The organism is Nocardia sp. NPDC005978 (genome assembly GCF_040614455.1).
Taxonomy (GTDB): Bacteria; Actinomycetota; Actinomycetes; order Mycobacteriales; family Mycobacteriaceae; genus Nocardia.
Genome location: NZ_JBEXUS010000158.1, coordinates 1 through 13913 on the forward strand (window position 1 = coordinate 1; position 13913 = coordinate 13913).

General features: G+C 68.8%; 16 protein-coding genes. 8 read left to right on the forward strand and 8 right to left on the reverse strand.

Annotated elements, in window-relative coordinates:
* Window positions 1-66: 66 nt before the first annotated feature.
* From ABZ319_RS37490 to ABZ319_RS37505, 4 genes are all read right to left on the reverse strand, one after another.
* Window positions 67-438 (reverse strand): PPOX class F420-dependent oxidoreductase, encoded by a 372-nt coding sequence (locus ABZ319_RS37490; RefSeq protein WP_354991335.1) that lies wholly within the window; start codon window positions 436-438, stop codon window positions 67-69.
* A gap of 103 nt (window positions 439-541) precedes the next feature.
* Complete coding sequence (locus ABZ319_RS37495; RefSeq protein WP_354991336.1) at window positions 542-1630, reverse strand: TIGR03857 family LLM class F420-dependent oxidoreductase; 1089 nt, start codon at window positions 1628-1630, stop codon at window positions 542-544.
* Between the two features lie 40 nt (window positions 1631-1670).
* Complete coding sequence (locus ABZ319_RS37500) at window positions 1671-2804, reverse strand: phosphotransferase family protein (RefSeq protein ID WP_354991337.1); 1134 nt, start codon at window positions 2802-2804, stop codon at window positions 1671-1673.
* Between the two features lie 88 nt (window positions 2805-2892).
* Window positions 2893-3528: a TetR/AcrR family transcriptional regulator gene (locus tag ABZ319_RS37505; RefSeq protein ID WP_354991338.1), complete on the reverse strand. Its 636-nt coding sequence runs from the start codon at window positions 3526-3528 to the stop codon at window positions 2893-2895.
* A gap of 190 nt (window positions 3529-3718) precedes the next feature.
* On the opposite strand from ABZ319_RS37505, the gene ABZ319_RS37510 reads away from it, so the two are divergent.
* The 4 genes from ABZ319_RS37510 (at window position 3719) to proC (ending at window position 6496) form a co-directional block, all read left to right on the forward strand.
* On the forward strand, window positions 3719-4195 hold the full coding sequence (locus ABZ319_RS37510; protein ID WP_354991339.1) for a DUF1772 domain-containing protein: 477 nt from the start codon (window positions 3719-3721) through the stop codon (window positions 4193-4195).
* A 77-nt stretch (window positions 4196-4272) separates the two neighbouring features.
* Window positions 4273-4668, forward strand: a complete 396-nt coding sequence (locus tag ABZ319_RS37515; protein WP_354991340.1) for a PPOX class F420-dependent oxidoreductase — start codon at window positions 4273-4275, stop codon at window positions 4666-4668.
* A 537-nt stretch (window positions 4669-5205) separates the two neighbouring features.
* On the forward strand, window positions 5206-5574 hold the full coding sequence (locus ABZ319_RS37520; RefSeq protein ID WP_354991341.1) for a hypothetical protein: 369 nt from the start codon (window positions 5206-5208) through the stop codon (window positions 5572-5574).
* A gap of 106 nt (window positions 5575-5680) precedes the next feature.
* Complete coding sequence (proC, locus tag ABZ319_RS37525) at window positions 5681-6496, forward strand: pyrroline-5-carboxylate reductase (RefSeq protein ID WP_354991342.1); 816 nt, start codon at window positions 5681-5683, stop codon at window positions 6494-6496.
* A gap of 47 nt (window positions 6497-6543) precedes the next feature.
* Here proC and ABZ319_RS37530 read toward each other — a convergent pair whose 3' ends face one another.
* Both ABZ319_RS37530 and ABZ319_RS37535 read right to left on the reverse strand, forming a co-directional pair.
* Window positions 6544-7005, reverse strand: coding sequence for a hypothetical protein (locus tag ABZ319_RS37530; protein ID WP_354991343.1), 462 nt, complete (start codon window positions 7003-7005; stop codon window positions 6544-6546).
* Between the two features lie 82 nt (window positions 7006-7087).
* Entirely contained in the window at window positions 7088-7618 is a 531-nt protein-coding gene (locus ABZ319_RS37535; RefSeq protein WP_354991344.1) for a hypothetical protein, read from the reverse strand.
* A gap of 75 nt (window positions 7619-7693) precedes the next feature.
* On the opposite strand from ABZ319_RS37535, the gene ABZ319_RS37540 reads away from it, so the two are divergent.
* Both ABZ319_RS37540 and ABZ319_RS37545 read left to right on the forward strand, forming a co-directional pair.
* The gene (locus ABZ319_RS37540; RefSeq protein WP_354991345.1) at window positions 7694-8905 is read left to right on the forward strand and encodes a DUF6585 family protein; all 1212 of its coding nucleotides are present in this window, start codon (window positions 7694-7696) and stop codon (window positions 8903-8905) included.
* Window positions 8906-8976: 71 nt separating this feature from the next.
* The gene (locus tag ABZ319_RS37545) at window positions 8977-9276 is read left to right on the forward strand and encodes a hypothetical protein (protein WP_354991346.1); all 300 of its coding nucleotides are present in this window, start codon (window positions 8977-8979) and stop codon (window positions 9274-9276) included.
* 88 nt (window positions 9277-9364) lie between these two features.
* Here the strand turns inward: ABZ319_RS37545 and ABZ319_RS37550 are convergent, their stop codons facing one another.
* Window positions 9365-10792, reverse strand: a complete 1428-nt coding sequence (locus ABZ319_RS37550) for an acyl-CoA synthetase (RefSeq protein WP_354991347.1) — start codon at window positions 10790-10792, stop codon at window positions 9365-9367.
* Window positions 10793-10988: 196 nt separating this feature from the next.
* Between ABZ319_RS37550 and ABZ319_RS37555 the strand changes: the two genes are divergently transcribed.
* Entirely contained in the window at window positions 10989-11849 is an 861-nt protein-coding gene (locus ABZ319_RS37555) for an oxygenase MpaB family protein (protein WP_354991348.1), read from the forward strand.
* Window positions 11850-11925: 76 nt separating this feature from the next.
* Here the strand turns inward: ABZ319_RS37555 and ABZ319_RS37560 are convergent, their stop codons facing one another.
* Entirely contained in the window at window positions 11926-12558 is a 633-nt protein-coding gene (locus ABZ319_RS37560; protein ID WP_354991349.1) for a TetR/AcrR family transcriptional regulator, read from the reverse strand.
* Between the two features lie 146 nt (window positions 12559-12704).
* On the opposite strand from ABZ319_RS37560, the gene ABZ319_RS37565 reads away from it, so the two are divergent.
* Window positions 12705-13616, forward strand: a complete 912-nt coding sequence (locus ABZ319_RS37565) for an oxygenase MpaB family protein (protein WP_354991350.1) — start codon at window positions 12705-12707, stop codon at window positions 13614-13616.
* Window positions 13617-13913 lie beyond the last annotated feature (297 nt).

The window sequence follows — 13913 nt, forward strand, 5'->3', positions numbered from 1 at the left end:
ATTGTCTTCGCAAGGGGCGCACCGCTGTTCACCCGCGCCGAGACGGCATCGCCCCGGGCGGCATCCTCATTCGATGCCGAAGGCGATGATCCGCTCGGGGGTGATCCTGATGAGTTCGCGCGGGGTACCCGGCGCGTAGGTGTCGACGTCCCGCAAAGCCTGTGCGGTGCCGCGGATTTCGAGACACCGCACGGTCCACGGATTCACCGAGGGCACGTCGTCGACCACGAACGAGACCCGCTCCTCCCCGGCGAGGTTCCGGAACTTCTGCGAAGCGCCCATGTTGTACCCGGCGATGTCGATGGTGCCGAGGTCCGCGTTGTAGCGGAATCCCACCGGGTTGTTCTGCGGCGACCCGTCCGGGCGCACGGTGGCGAGCCGGCCGAGCCGCTGGCCGCCGAGGTATTCGAGCTGGGCGGGCGAGAGCGTTGCGATCATGGAATCGACCGTAGAACCTCGAGTGCGGTCGAGGTCAAGGTCGAACCCGGGGGCTCGCCGGGATCGGCGGAGGTCGCCCGATCCCGGGCGAGATCCCCCCGATTCAGGCGAACTTGCCCGGGTTGGCGGCGACCGCGCGGGGCAGTTCGGGCCGGTTGGCGCGGTAGTTCTCCACGACCGAGGCCAGTTCGTGCGGGCTCGCGCCGTGCATGATCACCGAGTGGCAGCCGAGGTCGTATTCGCGGGAGATCTTGCGCACGCACTGTTCCGGGCTGCCGTAGGCGGCCGAGGCCAGCCATTCGTCGGGGATCAGGGCGTCGAACTGTTCGAGGACCTCGACCGATGCGGAGGCGTCGATGGGGCCGGCGGCCGCGGCGTCCTGGAACAGCTGGGTGGCGCGAATTCGCTCCCACACCTGGGGATCCCAGCCGTTGGCGCTGATCAGGATGTCGGCGTAGGCCTGGAGGTAGGTGACCAGGCGGCCGGTGCGGCGGCGCAGCTGATCCTCCGCGGAGAGGGCGTCGCTCGCGGTCGCCAGGCAGGACCAGATGCGGACGCTGTCCGGGTCCTTGCCCGCGCGTTCGGCGCCGCGCCGCACCGCCGCAACGGAATTGGCGGTGGCCTCGTCGGAGAAGAAGGTGTGCAGGACGACGAAATCGCCGATCTCCCCGGCGAGTTCGAGGGTTTTGGGGCCGACCGCGACGAATCCGATCGGCGGGGCCTCGTCGAGTCCGTTCTGGTGGTACAGCACGGGCCATTTACCGGCAGGCCCATCGTGATTCAGAATCGTCTCGCCGTTCCAGAGCCGGCGCAGGATGCCGACGAAATCGCGCATCGCCGCCTCGGTGACGACGGGCAGGCCGATCGCCTTCCAGTTCGCGGCCATGCCGCGGCCGAAGGCCATGGCGTACCGGCCCTCGGTGATGGCCTGCATGGTCGAGCCCATGGTCGCGGTCACCATCGGGTGCCGGGTGTGGTGGTTGGTCGCCGCGGCGGCGATGCCGAGGTCGGTGGTGCACCCGGCGAGTCCGCCGGACAGCACGGCGGAGTCCTTGACGGTCATCCGCTCGCCGATCATGCACGACCCCAGGCCGAGTCGTTCGGCGTCGCGCGCTTCGGGCAGCAGCACGCGGGCGTCGGCGGGGTGCCGGGTGATGCAGTAGTAGGCGAGTTCGTTCAGTTGATCGCTCACGAGAGTGTTACTTTCCCAATGGTTTTCGACAGGATGAGGCTCAGGCGCCGAGTTCGGCGAGCAGTTCTTCGACGATGGCGCGGTGGTGCAGCACCACTTCGATGTCCGCGGGGCGTTCCATCTCGCCGAAGTGGATCTGGCGGCCACCCGCGCGCAAGAAGACGACGGCGTAGTTCAGGGCGGCGAACATCGTGTACCAGGTGAGGTCGGCGAGTTCGACGCCCGCGCAGCGCGCGTAGCTCGCGCGCACCTGCTCCTCGCGCATGAAGTCCGGCATGCCCGGGAAACCGAAGTTCTGCGCAATGCCGTGAAAGACGCGGTGCCCGAAGGTGATCCAGGCGACGTCGAGCTCGCGCGGGCCGATCGTCGCCATTTCCCAGTCCAGGACCGCGACCGGTTCGAAGTCCCGGTACATGCAGTTGCCCAGCCGGGCATCGCCCCAGGACAGCACGGTGTCGTACGAGCCGGGCTCGGGCAGGTTCGCGCCGAGCCAGGTCAGGATTCGCTCCACCAGCGGCGACGGGCCGGTGTCGCGGACGGAGAACTCGTACCAGGCGCGGGCGCGGTTCAGATTGCGCTCGAGCACGCTCGCACCGGCGTACTCGGGATCCAGGAACCCGAACGTGTTCGCGGCGTCCGGGATCGCGTGCAGTTTCGCGAGCGTCTCGACGGTGCTCTCCTGCACCCGCAGCTGCTGTTCGGGTTCGGCGTCGAACAGCCAGTTGCCGCCGAAGGTGTACGGCATGACATCCGGCGGCACCAGGCCCTCGACGCGATCCATCAGCAGGAACGGTGTGCCCAGCACGGCGCCCGTCGGCTCGAGGAAGCGCACCCGCGGGACCTCGACGTCGGTCGCGGCGGCCACGATGCGCATGACCTCGGCTTGGCCCGGCAGGTCGTAGTGCTCGTAGACCGGGAAGTCGCCGGGGGCGGGCGCGACCCGGGCGATCAGTTCGGCGGTCCGGGCCGCACCGTCGTCCTGCCAGTTCAGCGTGAGGGTCAGCGTCTCGGCCGACATGCCGTTGCTGTCGATGCCGGACCCGAGGGTGAGGACGGGGTCGGCGCCCCCGGGTAGTTGCGTCGCCAGCCAGGCGGTGAGGCGGGGAATCAGGGCCGCGGTGTCGCGGCTGCTGCGCTGCAGGCGCATGCCCTGATCATCGGAAGACGGAGACATGGATCACTCCTGACGGGATCACGAAAGCTGGGGGTAACAGTGGACCTCCCCTTCGCAATTGTCAACGAGGGTTCTCAAAGAATGGTTGTCACCGCAGGTAGAGGGCCATCGAGTCGACCAGGCAGTGGCGGGATTCGGCCAGTTCCGCGGGCGAGGACAGCTCACGCTCGTTATTGATGCCGCGCATGGCCATGGGAATCAGGGCCTGCACCCGATGCACCCGGGCCGGGTCCAGCGGCAGATCCGCCAGGAAGTATTCGAAGGCCCGCAGCCAGGCGTTCTCGTAGCCGGCCAGGGCCGCCGTGGTCAGCGGGTAGGTCTCGGCGCGCTCGCGCCCGCCGGTGGGCAGCCCGCCGCGCAGCGCCTCGACCGCCCGCCCCTCGGGCGTGTCCAGGATGGCCCACACGGCATCGACCATCTCCCACACCCGGTCCCGCACGGATCCCGTTGCCCGGGGCCAGGTCTCGGGACTGTTCGCGCCGGTGCGGTCGGTCAGTTCGACGAGCACGGCGGCCCAGAGTCCATCGATGTCGCCGAACTGATGCTTGAGGGTGCCCCAGCTGACCCCCGCCGCGCGAGCGACCCGGTTAGCCGACAGCGGTTCGCCACCGCCCTGCGCCAGGCAGTCGATGGCGATGTCGAGCAGCCGCTGCCGGGTCTCGCGCCCCTTGCGATTGAGCCGAGTTCCCGCCGCGGACTGCATGGTCGAACTCGCTTCGGTCATCTGACTTCCGTTCCACACGTCCCGAAGTCTCGGAATCTCCGATGGTCGTTCCGACGATAGCGGCAGGTCGCTCCACTCCCGGCGCGGTGGTCACGCTCCAATTTCTAGCAGCGCTAGACAAGCTAGCGGCACCATGTTAGCTTTGCTTCAACACCTAGCGCCGCTAGAACTTAGAGACAAGGGACTCGAAATGCTCATCCTCACCGGACAACTGGTCGCCCTCGCCGCCGTTCTCGCCAATGCCGTCGTCTACGGCACCGACGTGTGCGCCGCGGTGATCACCCGGGCGGTCTACCGCAAGCTCGACGATGCGACGGTCACCCTGAGCGCGGGGTGGGGCCACTACTACGGTGACCGGCGCATGCCGGTGGTCGGCGCGGGTGGCGTGATCGCGGCGGTGCTGACGCTGGTGATCGCGGTGCTGGCCGGGCAGACCGGCGCGGCGATCGGAGCCGGTGTCACGGTGGCCGCGCTGCTGACCTGGCTGGCCCTCTACGTCGGCGTCGCCAAGCCGATCAACACCCAGCAGACCGCGGCCGCGCTGAGCGGCATCATCCCGGCCAATGCCCGTGCACTGCAGGACAAGTGGGACAGCATGCTGAAGTACCGCGTGACGCTGCAGTTCATCGCCGTCGCCGGACTGTGCGTCGCGCTGATCCAGTTCTGATCCCCGCTTTCCACCGAACACCTTTCGCACCTGCGCTTTTCGCCACATCCAGCACGATTCGATCAGGAGTATCAGTCATGACTTTCACCAGCAACGAGCAGCAGTTCCTCGCCGAAGCCGGAATCGGCCGACTGGCCACGGTGGCGCCCGACGGCACCGTGCAGAACAATCCGACCGGCTATCGAATCAATGTTGACGGGACCATCGACATCGGCGGGATGCGGATGCGTCCCAGCCGCAAGTACCGCAATGTCGAAGCGGGCAGCCGGGTTTCGTTCGTGATCGATCAGCAGGTCTCCTGGGAGCCCTACGCGATTCGCGGCGTCGAGATCCGCGGCACGGCGCAGGCCCTCGACGATCAGGAACCGCCCTTCCCGCACCAGGAACGCGCGATCATCCGGATCCACCCCGAGCGCATCATCTCCTGGGGCATCGACGGCGGCTCGTTCGACTTCGCCGGCCGGGACGCCTGACCGCCGATGACCTCCACGTGGAATCCGCCGACCGGCCGCTTCGCTGCGAGCCGGTCAGCGGCGCAGGCGGGTGAGCGCGGCGAGCACCGGGCTGATCGCGGTGGTCGCCGCCGCGCCGATGGTCGTGTCGGTGGCCCTGATCAGGCGGGGACCTGTCGCCTCACCCTCGGTGCCTGGTCCTGGGCCGGAATAGCCGGGATTCTGGCGACTTTCGACGCCGACTTCACCGAACTCCGCCCACCCGAACTGGCGGCGGCATGCCGCCGCCTGGCCGGTCGGCTGTCACCGCCGGACGAAACCGACTGAGCGGCAGGATGATAACGAGCCTCTCGCGCACTACCGCCCGTTGCAACGGGCGGCGCAGCGTAGGAACGTGATCCGCTCACCACCGTTCGATTCCTCGCGAGACGGCCCGTGCACAAGGTGTCGACGCGCCTGGAGACAGCGCCGCGCCGCCGAGGCCGAGTTCGGCGCTGCCCCGAAAACTATGGGCCCCAATCCAATCTGAAGTATTCAGATTTCAAATAGCCTGCCCGCATGGCCATCCACAAGCGCACCCTCCGAGCAGGACTGGCGACCCTCGCCCTGGCGGGGGCCATCGCCGCCGCCGGCCCCGCTCACGCCGACATTGCCCTCGAATCCCCCACCCGAACAGCCGGAGACATCGGCTCGAGCGCCGGATCACTCGATCCGGCCGTCGGCTCCTCTGCAACCTCCGACTCCGGCTCCGGCACGCTGATGAAGATTCTCGAACCTTCCGGTCACGGCCTGAGCAGTGTCGAAGACATGCTTCCCGCGGCCTTGCGCGGACCCGCCGCCGAAGCCTTCGCCCGGTTCCTGATCGGGCTGACGAACGGGAGCAGCTCGCCCTGCACCACCAACTGCTCCGGGGGCCGGCTTCCCTGAACCACGGGCGGTGGATGAGTTCGGCTGCGGCGCCGTGTCTACCGTGGGGAGATCGGCCGGGCGACGGTAGCGCGGAGCCCGGGTGCTCACCCACTACCGTGAAGCCATGACCAGGGTTGCGGTGATCGGCGGCGGGCAGATCGGGGAGGCGCTGATCCGGGGACTGCTCGAATCGGGCTGGACCGGTGCCGATGTGGTCGTCGTCGGCCGTTCGCCGGACCGGGTCGCGGCCCTCGGGCAGCGGCTGGGAGTGCGAGCCACGGCCGACGCGGCCGAGGCGGCCCGGACCTCGGATCTGATCGTGGTCGCGGTGAAGCCCGGCGACATCGACGGCGTGCTGTCCGGACTGGACGCGGCGCACATGGGCGCGGGACACGACCGGGTTCTCGTGTCGCTGGTCGCCGGTGTGTCCATCGCGCAGCTCGATCGAGGGTTGCCGCCCGGGACGCCGACGGTCCGGGCGATGCCGAACACCCCGATGCTGGTGCGCCAGGGCATTACCGCGCTCGCCGCGAACAGGCACGTCAGCACCGAGCAGCTCGGCCGTGTAATCCGCATGCTGAGCACCGTCGGCAAGGTGGTGGTCGTCGACGAATCCGATCTGGACGCGGTGACCGCGGTGTCCGGCTCCGGCCCGGCCTATTTCTTCGCGATCGCCGAGGCGATGGTCGAGGCGGCGGTGCACCTGGGCCTCCCCCACCCGGTCGCCGTCCGGTCGGTGACCCAAACGATGCTGGGTTCCGCCGCGCTGCTCCAGAGTTCGCCCCGCTCCGCCCCAGAGCTACGGGCGGCCGCCACCTCACCGGCAGGCACAACCGCCGCGGCACTACGGGAACTCGAGCGTCGCGGCCTTCGCTCGACACTTCACGATGCCCTGGCCGCCGCCCGGCAACGCTCGATGGAATACGGGACAACGGCCTGACGCCGAACCACCGTGACGTCTCGGACCGCGCGAAAGACCGACCGCGCTCAGGGCCACAGGACGGTGTCGTCGCGGATCACCAGGGGCTGGAAATCGGGATCCTCGTACCAGCGCAGTCGAGCGATCTCCACCGAACCGTCGGGGGCCACCGTGGCGGATTCGACGTACCGGGACAGCCACAGGAACAGTTCCTCCAGCGTCTCGTAGAGGTCGGGGTGAACCTCCTGCCTGGACGCCAAATGCCATCCGGTCGCGGTCTTTTCGAGGCTCGAGCCGAGCACCCCGTCAACCTTCCACGCGGGGCCGGCCTGGTCGAGGACCGGCGCCGGGTCGGTGCAGACGAACTCCCCGCTCTCGTCTTCGATGACCTCGACCAACCCGCGCGAGAGTCGATCCTCGTCCGTGGGCGCCGGTCCCCGGCCGATCTGCCAGAGCAGCTCCGCAACGTCCTCGCCCGACAGATCGGAACGAAGGTCGAGGGAGATCACGAGTTCGGAGATATCAGCCACCGGCACAGCGTATTACGGGCCTGCGACAGCAGCGATGTGCTCGGCCCGGGAACGTCGGCGCCGGACCCGGCCCTCCGGGCGGTCAGCGGTGGTCGATCAGGGGGACCGAGGGAGCCAGGGACCGGAGGGCCTCGGACAGGCGGGGAGTGTTGATCTTCCAGCCGTTCACCGACGCCGCGCATTCCAGGAGGCGGGGGGTGGGCGCGCCGCTCAGGGCGACGACCGTGGGCGTGAGTTGGCGCGCGCCGGGCAGCGGTGGGGCGGCGGGGTGGCGGAGGACGCCGATCCAGGTCAGGGCCGCGGCGGAGTGCTGACGCCACAGGACTATCGACTCCACTTCGGCCCAGGGGACGTGGCGGGTCGCCGACCGGTACCGCAGCGGGGGGCCGCCGAGGGTTATTCCACCTTCATCCAAACGGAGAGCGACTTTGCGGGACAACGCATTCGCCAGCACGAGGAGCCCGCCGCAGCCGAACAGCAGCAGGCCGACCGCCTCCACGACGAGTGAATCGATCGGCGCGATCACCATGAGAACCGTGAAACCCAGGCAGATCGCCAGCACCAGCACGGTTTTGACAGTGAAACCGTGGCGTTCCTGGTAAATCATCCCCACCCCCGAGATCGTCTTCGCACACGCTAGCAGCGCCCGCCGACAGCGCAGCTCCGATTGCCCCGGCCCGCGACCCGGGTGATCTCGAAGTCGGTTGCGGGAAAGAGCATCCCGGAGCGGCGACTTCGAGATCACCTGCGCGTACAGTTCGAATCGAGTCGATTCACGCGGGGCACGGTGAATTACGGGGTCGCCGTGCGGGGGTTAGGGGAAGTCATGGGCGATCGGGCGCCGGCTTATGCCGATCCGGAATTGCTGAGGCGGGTCGAGCAGGGGGCGCGGGACGGCGACCTGGGGCGATACCGCGAGGGATTCGTGCGAATGGTGCCCCGGTTCGAGTTCGCGACGCTGGGCGTGGCACTGATGGCGGTGTTGACGGTGACGTTGACGGTGGGGTTCGGCACCGAATTGTTCACTCGCGGTGATCAAATGGGCGGAAAGGTGGGGTCCGGAATCGGCCTGATCATCGCCCTGCCGTTCGCGGCGCTGTTCGTGTTCGCGTTCTGCGCGGCGATCTACCGGGGATTCATCGGCCCCGCCACATCCCGGGCGGTGCGCCTGGACCTCTACGAGCGCGGACTGGTTTTCACCGACGGCGGGACGGCGCGATGCGTGCGCTACGACACCACCGTGATTCACCAGGAGGTGGTCCGGCACCTGCTGTACGGGGTGGTCGAGACCAGGACCACCTACGACTTCACGATGGTCGACATCGACGGCAAAGATGTTCAGCTGCAAGATCATTCGAAGGGCGGACCGCCCAACGGCGCGCGCTGGGGCGCCATCGTCCAGGACGCCGTGACCGCGGCGCAGTTCCCGGACCTGGCCGACCGGGTGTACCGCGGGAAAACCGTCACCTTCGGCGCGCTGTGGGTGTCCCGGCTCGAGTTCGGGGCCGGGTCGAAATCGGTCCGCTGGTCCGACATCAGCCAGATCTCGGTGCAGTCGGGGGTTCTACGGGTGGACACCCACGGCCGGTGGCTGGCGCTGACCAACACGCCGCTTCGGAAGATTCCGAATTTCTACGTCCTGATGGCCCTGGCCCACCAGCTGGTCGAGAACCGGCTCCAGCCGAGCCACCGCCCGGCCGCCCGGCGCGAATCGGCGCCGCAGCCACCCGCCCCGGCGCCGGACGATTTCCGCGCGCTGCTGACCATGGTCGCGGGCAGCACCGCGACCGCCGAGCGGCTGATCGCCTACGAGCGGGAGAAACTACCCGGCGCCGACCGGGCCACCTGGGTGACGAAAGCCCTCGAACGCCTGCGGCGCGACCGGGAAAGACACGGATGATCAGGTGATACGGATGCGGAGCGAGCAGCCGCGTTCCGCGCGAGTCACCCCGGATCCGTAGAGTCGGCGCCGTGTCCGTGAACATCCACCTGTCGGTGTACATCGAAAAGCTGGCTTCGCCCGACGAGGCCGACGCGGTCGAGGCCGCGGTGCAGCGCGTGCTGGAAGAGCACGGTATCGAGTCGTGGATGTATGTCGGGGCGTTCCACAACCCGCCGTGGGTGAAGGTCTGCACCGAGCACGGGCCGATGATCATTCGGGGATTCGCCGAGTGGAGTCCGGGTTTCGAACGTGACTTCACCGGCGCGGTCCGGGCGATCGCGCCGGCGGCGGACATCGACCTGGAGTGGGGATTCCCGGACGAGAGGTGACGGCCCACCCGGATCGCGCTGTCCGGGAAGCCATCCCACTGTTCGCCGACCATACGCGGCCTCGCGAGCGCCGGGTCACCGGTCCGCCCTAGAGCAGCAGCTTCTTCTGCACCTTGCCCATGGCGTTGCGCGGCAGCGAATCCACCACCCGCACCTCCCGCGGGCGCTTGTGCGCGGCGAGCTCGCCCGCGACATGGTCGATGAGCTGCTGCGGCACGGAATCGGCTGCACCGGAGCGCAGTACGACGAAGGCGACGATGCGCTGACCCAGGTCGGGATCGGGGAGCCCGACCACGGCGGTCTCGGCGACCGCCGGGTGGCCCAGCAGCGAGGTCTCGATCTCACCCGCGCCGACGCGGTAGCCACCGGATTTGATCAGGTCGACCGATTCCCGGCCGACGATGCGGTGGAAGCCCTCGGGGTCGATGACCGCCACGTCACCGGTCTTGAACCACTCGTCCGCGGTCCAGTTCTCGGCGGTCACCTCGGGGCGATTCAGGTAGCCGTCGAACAGCATCGGGCCGCGCACCTGGAGGCCGCCGACGCTCTCGCCGTCGTGCGGCACGGGTTCGCCCGCCTCGTCACGCAGGCGGGTCTGCACGCCGTCCACGGGGGTGCCGACCCAGCCGGGGCGGCGTTCGCCGTCGGGCCGGGTGGACAGGGTGATCATGGTTTCGCTCATGCCGTAGCGCTCGATCGGCGCGTGGCCGGTGAGTTCGCGCAGGCGCTCGAAGACCGGCACCGGCAGCGGAGCGCTGCCGGAGATGAGCACGCGCGCCTTCGCCAATTGCCGTGCGGCGTCGGCATCCTCGGCGATCCGCGACCACACGGTGGGCACGCCGAAGTACATGGTGCCCGGCGCGGCGGCGTACGCCTCGGGGGTGGGTTTGCCGGTGTGCACCAGCGGACCGCCGACCCGCAGCGGACCGAGCACGCCCAGGATCAGCCCGTGCACATGGAACAGCGGAAGCCCGTGCACCAGCGTGTCGTTCGCCTTCCAGCCCCAGGCCGCGATGAGCGCGTCCAGACCGGCGGCGATGGCCCGCCGGCTGAGCATCACGCCCTTCGGCGCGCCCGTGGTTCCGGAGGTGTACAGGATGAAAGCCGTTGCGGCGGGGTCGGGTTCGCCGTAGACGTGCCAGGACCGGGCGTGCTTGCGCACCGGAATGACCGGCAGCTCGGTCCCTTCGGGCGCGTCGCCCAGCCACGCCTGCGCGCCGGAGTCGGTCAGGATGTGCGCCAGTTCCGCGCTGCCCGCGTCCGGCGGCACCGGGACCACGGTGACGCCCGCGAGCAGACAGCCCACCACCGCGAGCACGGTCTTGACCGTGGGAGCCGCCAGCACCGCGACCCGTTCGGCGCGCGCCACCCGCTCGGCGACCGAGGTCGCCGCGCCCAGCAGATCGCTGCGCGAGAGGGTCACGCCCTCGATGGTGAGGGCGTCGGGGATATCGTCCCCGGCGGCCACGGCGGCCGGATTCAGCGAGCTCAGCAGGAGCGGCGACCTGTACGACACCCGGTCACGGTACCGTCCGGGCGGGGGCGGCCAGCGGCAGGACCCGGCACACGGACGGCGACGAGCCACGTCCCGTCCGTCCGCGCACCCGCCCCCGGACACGAATCGGGTTCGAACCCGGCCCGTTGATTGACACGCCGCACGAGTGGGTAAGAGGATTTATGTATAACCTTCTCACCTGAGGATGTGGTCAACGATGACCAGCCCGCTTCGCGCACCCCGGCAGCAGCGTCCCGCACCGGACGAGCCGCCCATCGATATCCGCCAATTCATCGACGGCGCGTCCGGACTACTGGGCGGCGCCGCCAACGTGATCATGCAGCTCGCCAATCGCCCGGTCGGCTACGGCGTCGTGGAATCACCGGTGGAGAGCGGCAACGTGATGATCCATCCGATCAAGCGGCTGCGCACGACCATCACGTATCTGGCCGTGGCCCTGATGGGTTCGGAGGAAGATCGCGCCGCCTACCGCGAGGCGGTGAACACCTCGCATCGGCAGGTGCGCTCGGCCCCGGGAAGCGCGGTGCGGTACAACGCTTTCGACCCCAAGCTCCAGCTCTGGGTGGCGGCCTGCCTGTACTGGGGCGCACAGGATCTCTACGAGCGCATGCACGGTCCCATGAGCGAGGCCGACGCGGACGCCTTCTATCACTACTCCGCGCGCCTGGGGACCACGCTGCAGATGCGCGAGGAGATGTGGCCGCCGAATCGGGCCGCGTTCGGAGCGTATTGGACCGAGAACCTCGCGCGCACCCGCATCGATCCGCATATCGCCGCCTACTTCGACGACCTCATCGACCTGCGCATGCTGCCGCGCCCGCTGCAGCTGCCCTTCGCCCGCGTGCACCGTTTCTTCGTGATCGGCCTGCTCCCGCAACATCTCCGGGATGAAATGGGCATGACCTGGACCCCGCGTCAGGATCGGCTGCTCGCGCACACCCTGCGCGCGATCGGCGCCGGGAGCGCCCTGCTCCCCACCCCGATCCGCGTCCTTCCGATCAATATCTATCTGATGGACATGCGCCTGCGCCGCCGCCTCGGCCTGAAGCTGGTGTGAGGCAACCCGTCATGGAGCGGCGGATGCCGAAGCGCGTTCCGCGGCAATCCCGCCGCTCGCGCAACGGGTCCGCCGATCAGCGAATTCGGAACCCCGGCACCACGTGATCCACCGCGAAACGGCGCAGCGCGACCGGATCGTCCAGCGGGATCACCGTCTGCGGGGTGAGCGCGAGCGAGAGCGCGTTGCGCGCCACCATCTCCGCCAACGGCAGCGGATCGTAGTCGGGGAGTTTGCCTTCGGCCTGCAGGCGGGTGATGAACTCGGCGAGGTAGTCCCGGCCGAGTTCGATCACCGGCGCGCCCTGCACCGTGAGGTAGGGCAGCACGATCTCGGGCTCGGTCTTGAGCAGCCGGACCAGCAGGCGGTTGCCGCGCAGGCCCTCGATGAAGGCGATGAACAGCGTCACGATCTGATCCTGGGCGCTGGCGTCCCTGTCGACCTGCGACTGCACCGCGGTGTCCACGCTGTTGATGAACTGCCGCGTCTGCCACAGCCCCACGGCCTGGATGAGATCGTTCTTGCCGGCGTAGCGCCGGTAGAGCGTGGCCAGCGAGAGCCCACCGCGCCGGGCGACCTCGACCATGCTGGTCCGTTTGATCCCGAAGTCCAGGAAGGCCAGCATGGCGGCGTCCAGGACTTTGGCCTGGTTGCGATCCTCGGGAGCGGATCCGCGCACGAGCGGCAAGAGTTTGGCCAGCTTGGCCATGTCCGGGCCCTTCCGAGTCGCGAAGATACGATGAGGCACCAATCATCGCACATTGACAGTATGCGCCTCCGATGAGAAGGTGAGGGCAAGAGTTTCTCACACTCTCCTCCATCGCCGAGGAGTGACGACGAGGAGTCGAGTCAACGATGACGACCCCCCTGCGCAAGTCCGATGATGCCATTGACGCGTACCAGACGGTTGGTTCTTTGAACTCCGCGCCGGTAGCGACCTCCGCGCCCGCCACCCTCACCGCCGCCGAAGTCCGCGAGCACATCGACGGCATCGCCGCCTTCCTCGGCGGCTCGGCCAACGTGATCATGCAGCTCGCGCTCAAGCCCGTGGGGTACGGCGTCATGGAGAGCGACGTGCACACCGGCAGCGTCATGCTGGTCCCGGCCAAGCGGCTGCGCACCACGCTCACCTACATCGCGGTCGCGCTGATGGGCGACGAGGGCGATCGGGCGGCCTACCGCGCCGCGGTCAACGGCGCGCATCGCACCGTGCACACCAAGCCGACCAGCCCCGTGAAGTACAACGCCTTCGACCCCAAGCTCCAGCTGTGGGTGGCGTCCTGCATGTACTGGGGACTCGACGACCTGTACCAGCGCCTGCGCGGACCCATGACTCCCGAACTGGCAGAAGCGTTCTACCAGCACTGCGCGCGCTTCGGCACCACGCTGCAGATGCGCCAGGAGATGTGGCCCGCCACCCGGGACGAGTTCTACGTGTACTGGGAAGAGAACCTCGCCACCCGGACCATCGACGACCCCACGCGCGAATACTTCAACGCCCTCACCGATCTGCGGATGATCTCGAAGCCGCTGCAGCGCGTCTTCGGCCCGTTCCACCGCTTCGTGACCACGGCCCTGCTGCCGCCGCACCTGCGCGCCGAGATGGGCATGACCTGGACCCCGCGCCAGGAACGCCGCTTCGTGTTCATACTGCGCGCCCTGGCCGCGGTCTGGTCGAAGCTGCCCACGGTGATCCGCCTGTTCCCCTACAACTTCTACCTCGCGGACATGCGCCTGCGCCGCCGCTTCGGCCGCCCGCTGATCTGATCCCCCACTCGCCCGAAGGCTTTCCGCCACGCGAGAGGTAGCGGAAAGCGCTGTGCCGCAGCAGGTCACGCGGCCCCGAGACCTGCGCTGGAGCACCGAGCCCAGCGCTCGCACCCGGCGCAGTCGGCCCGGTGCCGACCCTCGGGTGCGGGCCTGGTCCGGGCGCCGGAGAGCATCGCCCCCGACCCCGGTAACCCGGAAGCCGGGGCGTCACGAGCCGGGAGCGCTCACCCGCGCGGACCCGGTACGGACGGGCGGTCACCTCCGCCCGAGCCGGGCCCCCGGTCGATCCGACCG

Coding starts and splice junctions, on each gene's coding strand:
- ABZ319_RS37500 (WP_354991337.1), bottom strand. CDS start 2,804: ATGTCTCCGTCTTCCGATGATCAGGGCATGCGCCTGCAGCGCAGCAGC.
- ABZ319_RS37560 (WP_354991349.1), bottom strand. CDS start 12,558: ATGGCCAAGCTGGCCAAACTCTTGCCGCTCGTGCGCGGATCCGCTCCC.
- ABZ319_RS37505 (WP_354991338.1), bottom strand. CDS start 3,528: ATGACCGAAGCGAGTTCGACCATGCAGTCCGCGGCGGGAACTCGGCTC.
- proC (WP_354991342.1), top strand. CDS start 5,681: ATGACCAGGGTTGCGGTGATCGGCGGCGGGCAGATCGGGGAGGCGCTG.
- ABZ319_RS37490 (WP_354991335.1), bottom strand. CDS start 438: ATGATCGCAACGCTCTCGCCCGCCCAGCTCGAATACCTCGGCGGCCAG.
- ABZ319_RS37515 (WP_354991340.1), top strand. CDS start 4,273: ATGACTTTCACCAGCAACGAGCAGCAGTTCCTCGCCGAAGCCGGAATC.
- ABZ319_RS37565 (WP_354991350.1), top strand. CDS start 12,705: ATGACGACCCCCCTGCGCAAGTCCGATGATGCCATTGACGCGTACCAG.
- ABZ319_RS37510 (WP_354991339.1), top strand. CDS start 3,719: ATGCTCATCCTCACCGGACAACTGGTCGCCCTCGCCGCCGTTCTCGCC.
- ABZ319_RS37520 (WP_354991341.1), top strand. CDS start 5,206: ATGGCCATCCACAAGCGCACCCTCCGAGCAGGACTGGCGACCCTCGCC.
- ABZ319_RS37555 (WP_354991348.1), top strand. CDS start 10,989: ATGACCAGCCCGCTTCGCGCACCCCGGCAGCAGCGTCCCGCACCGGAC.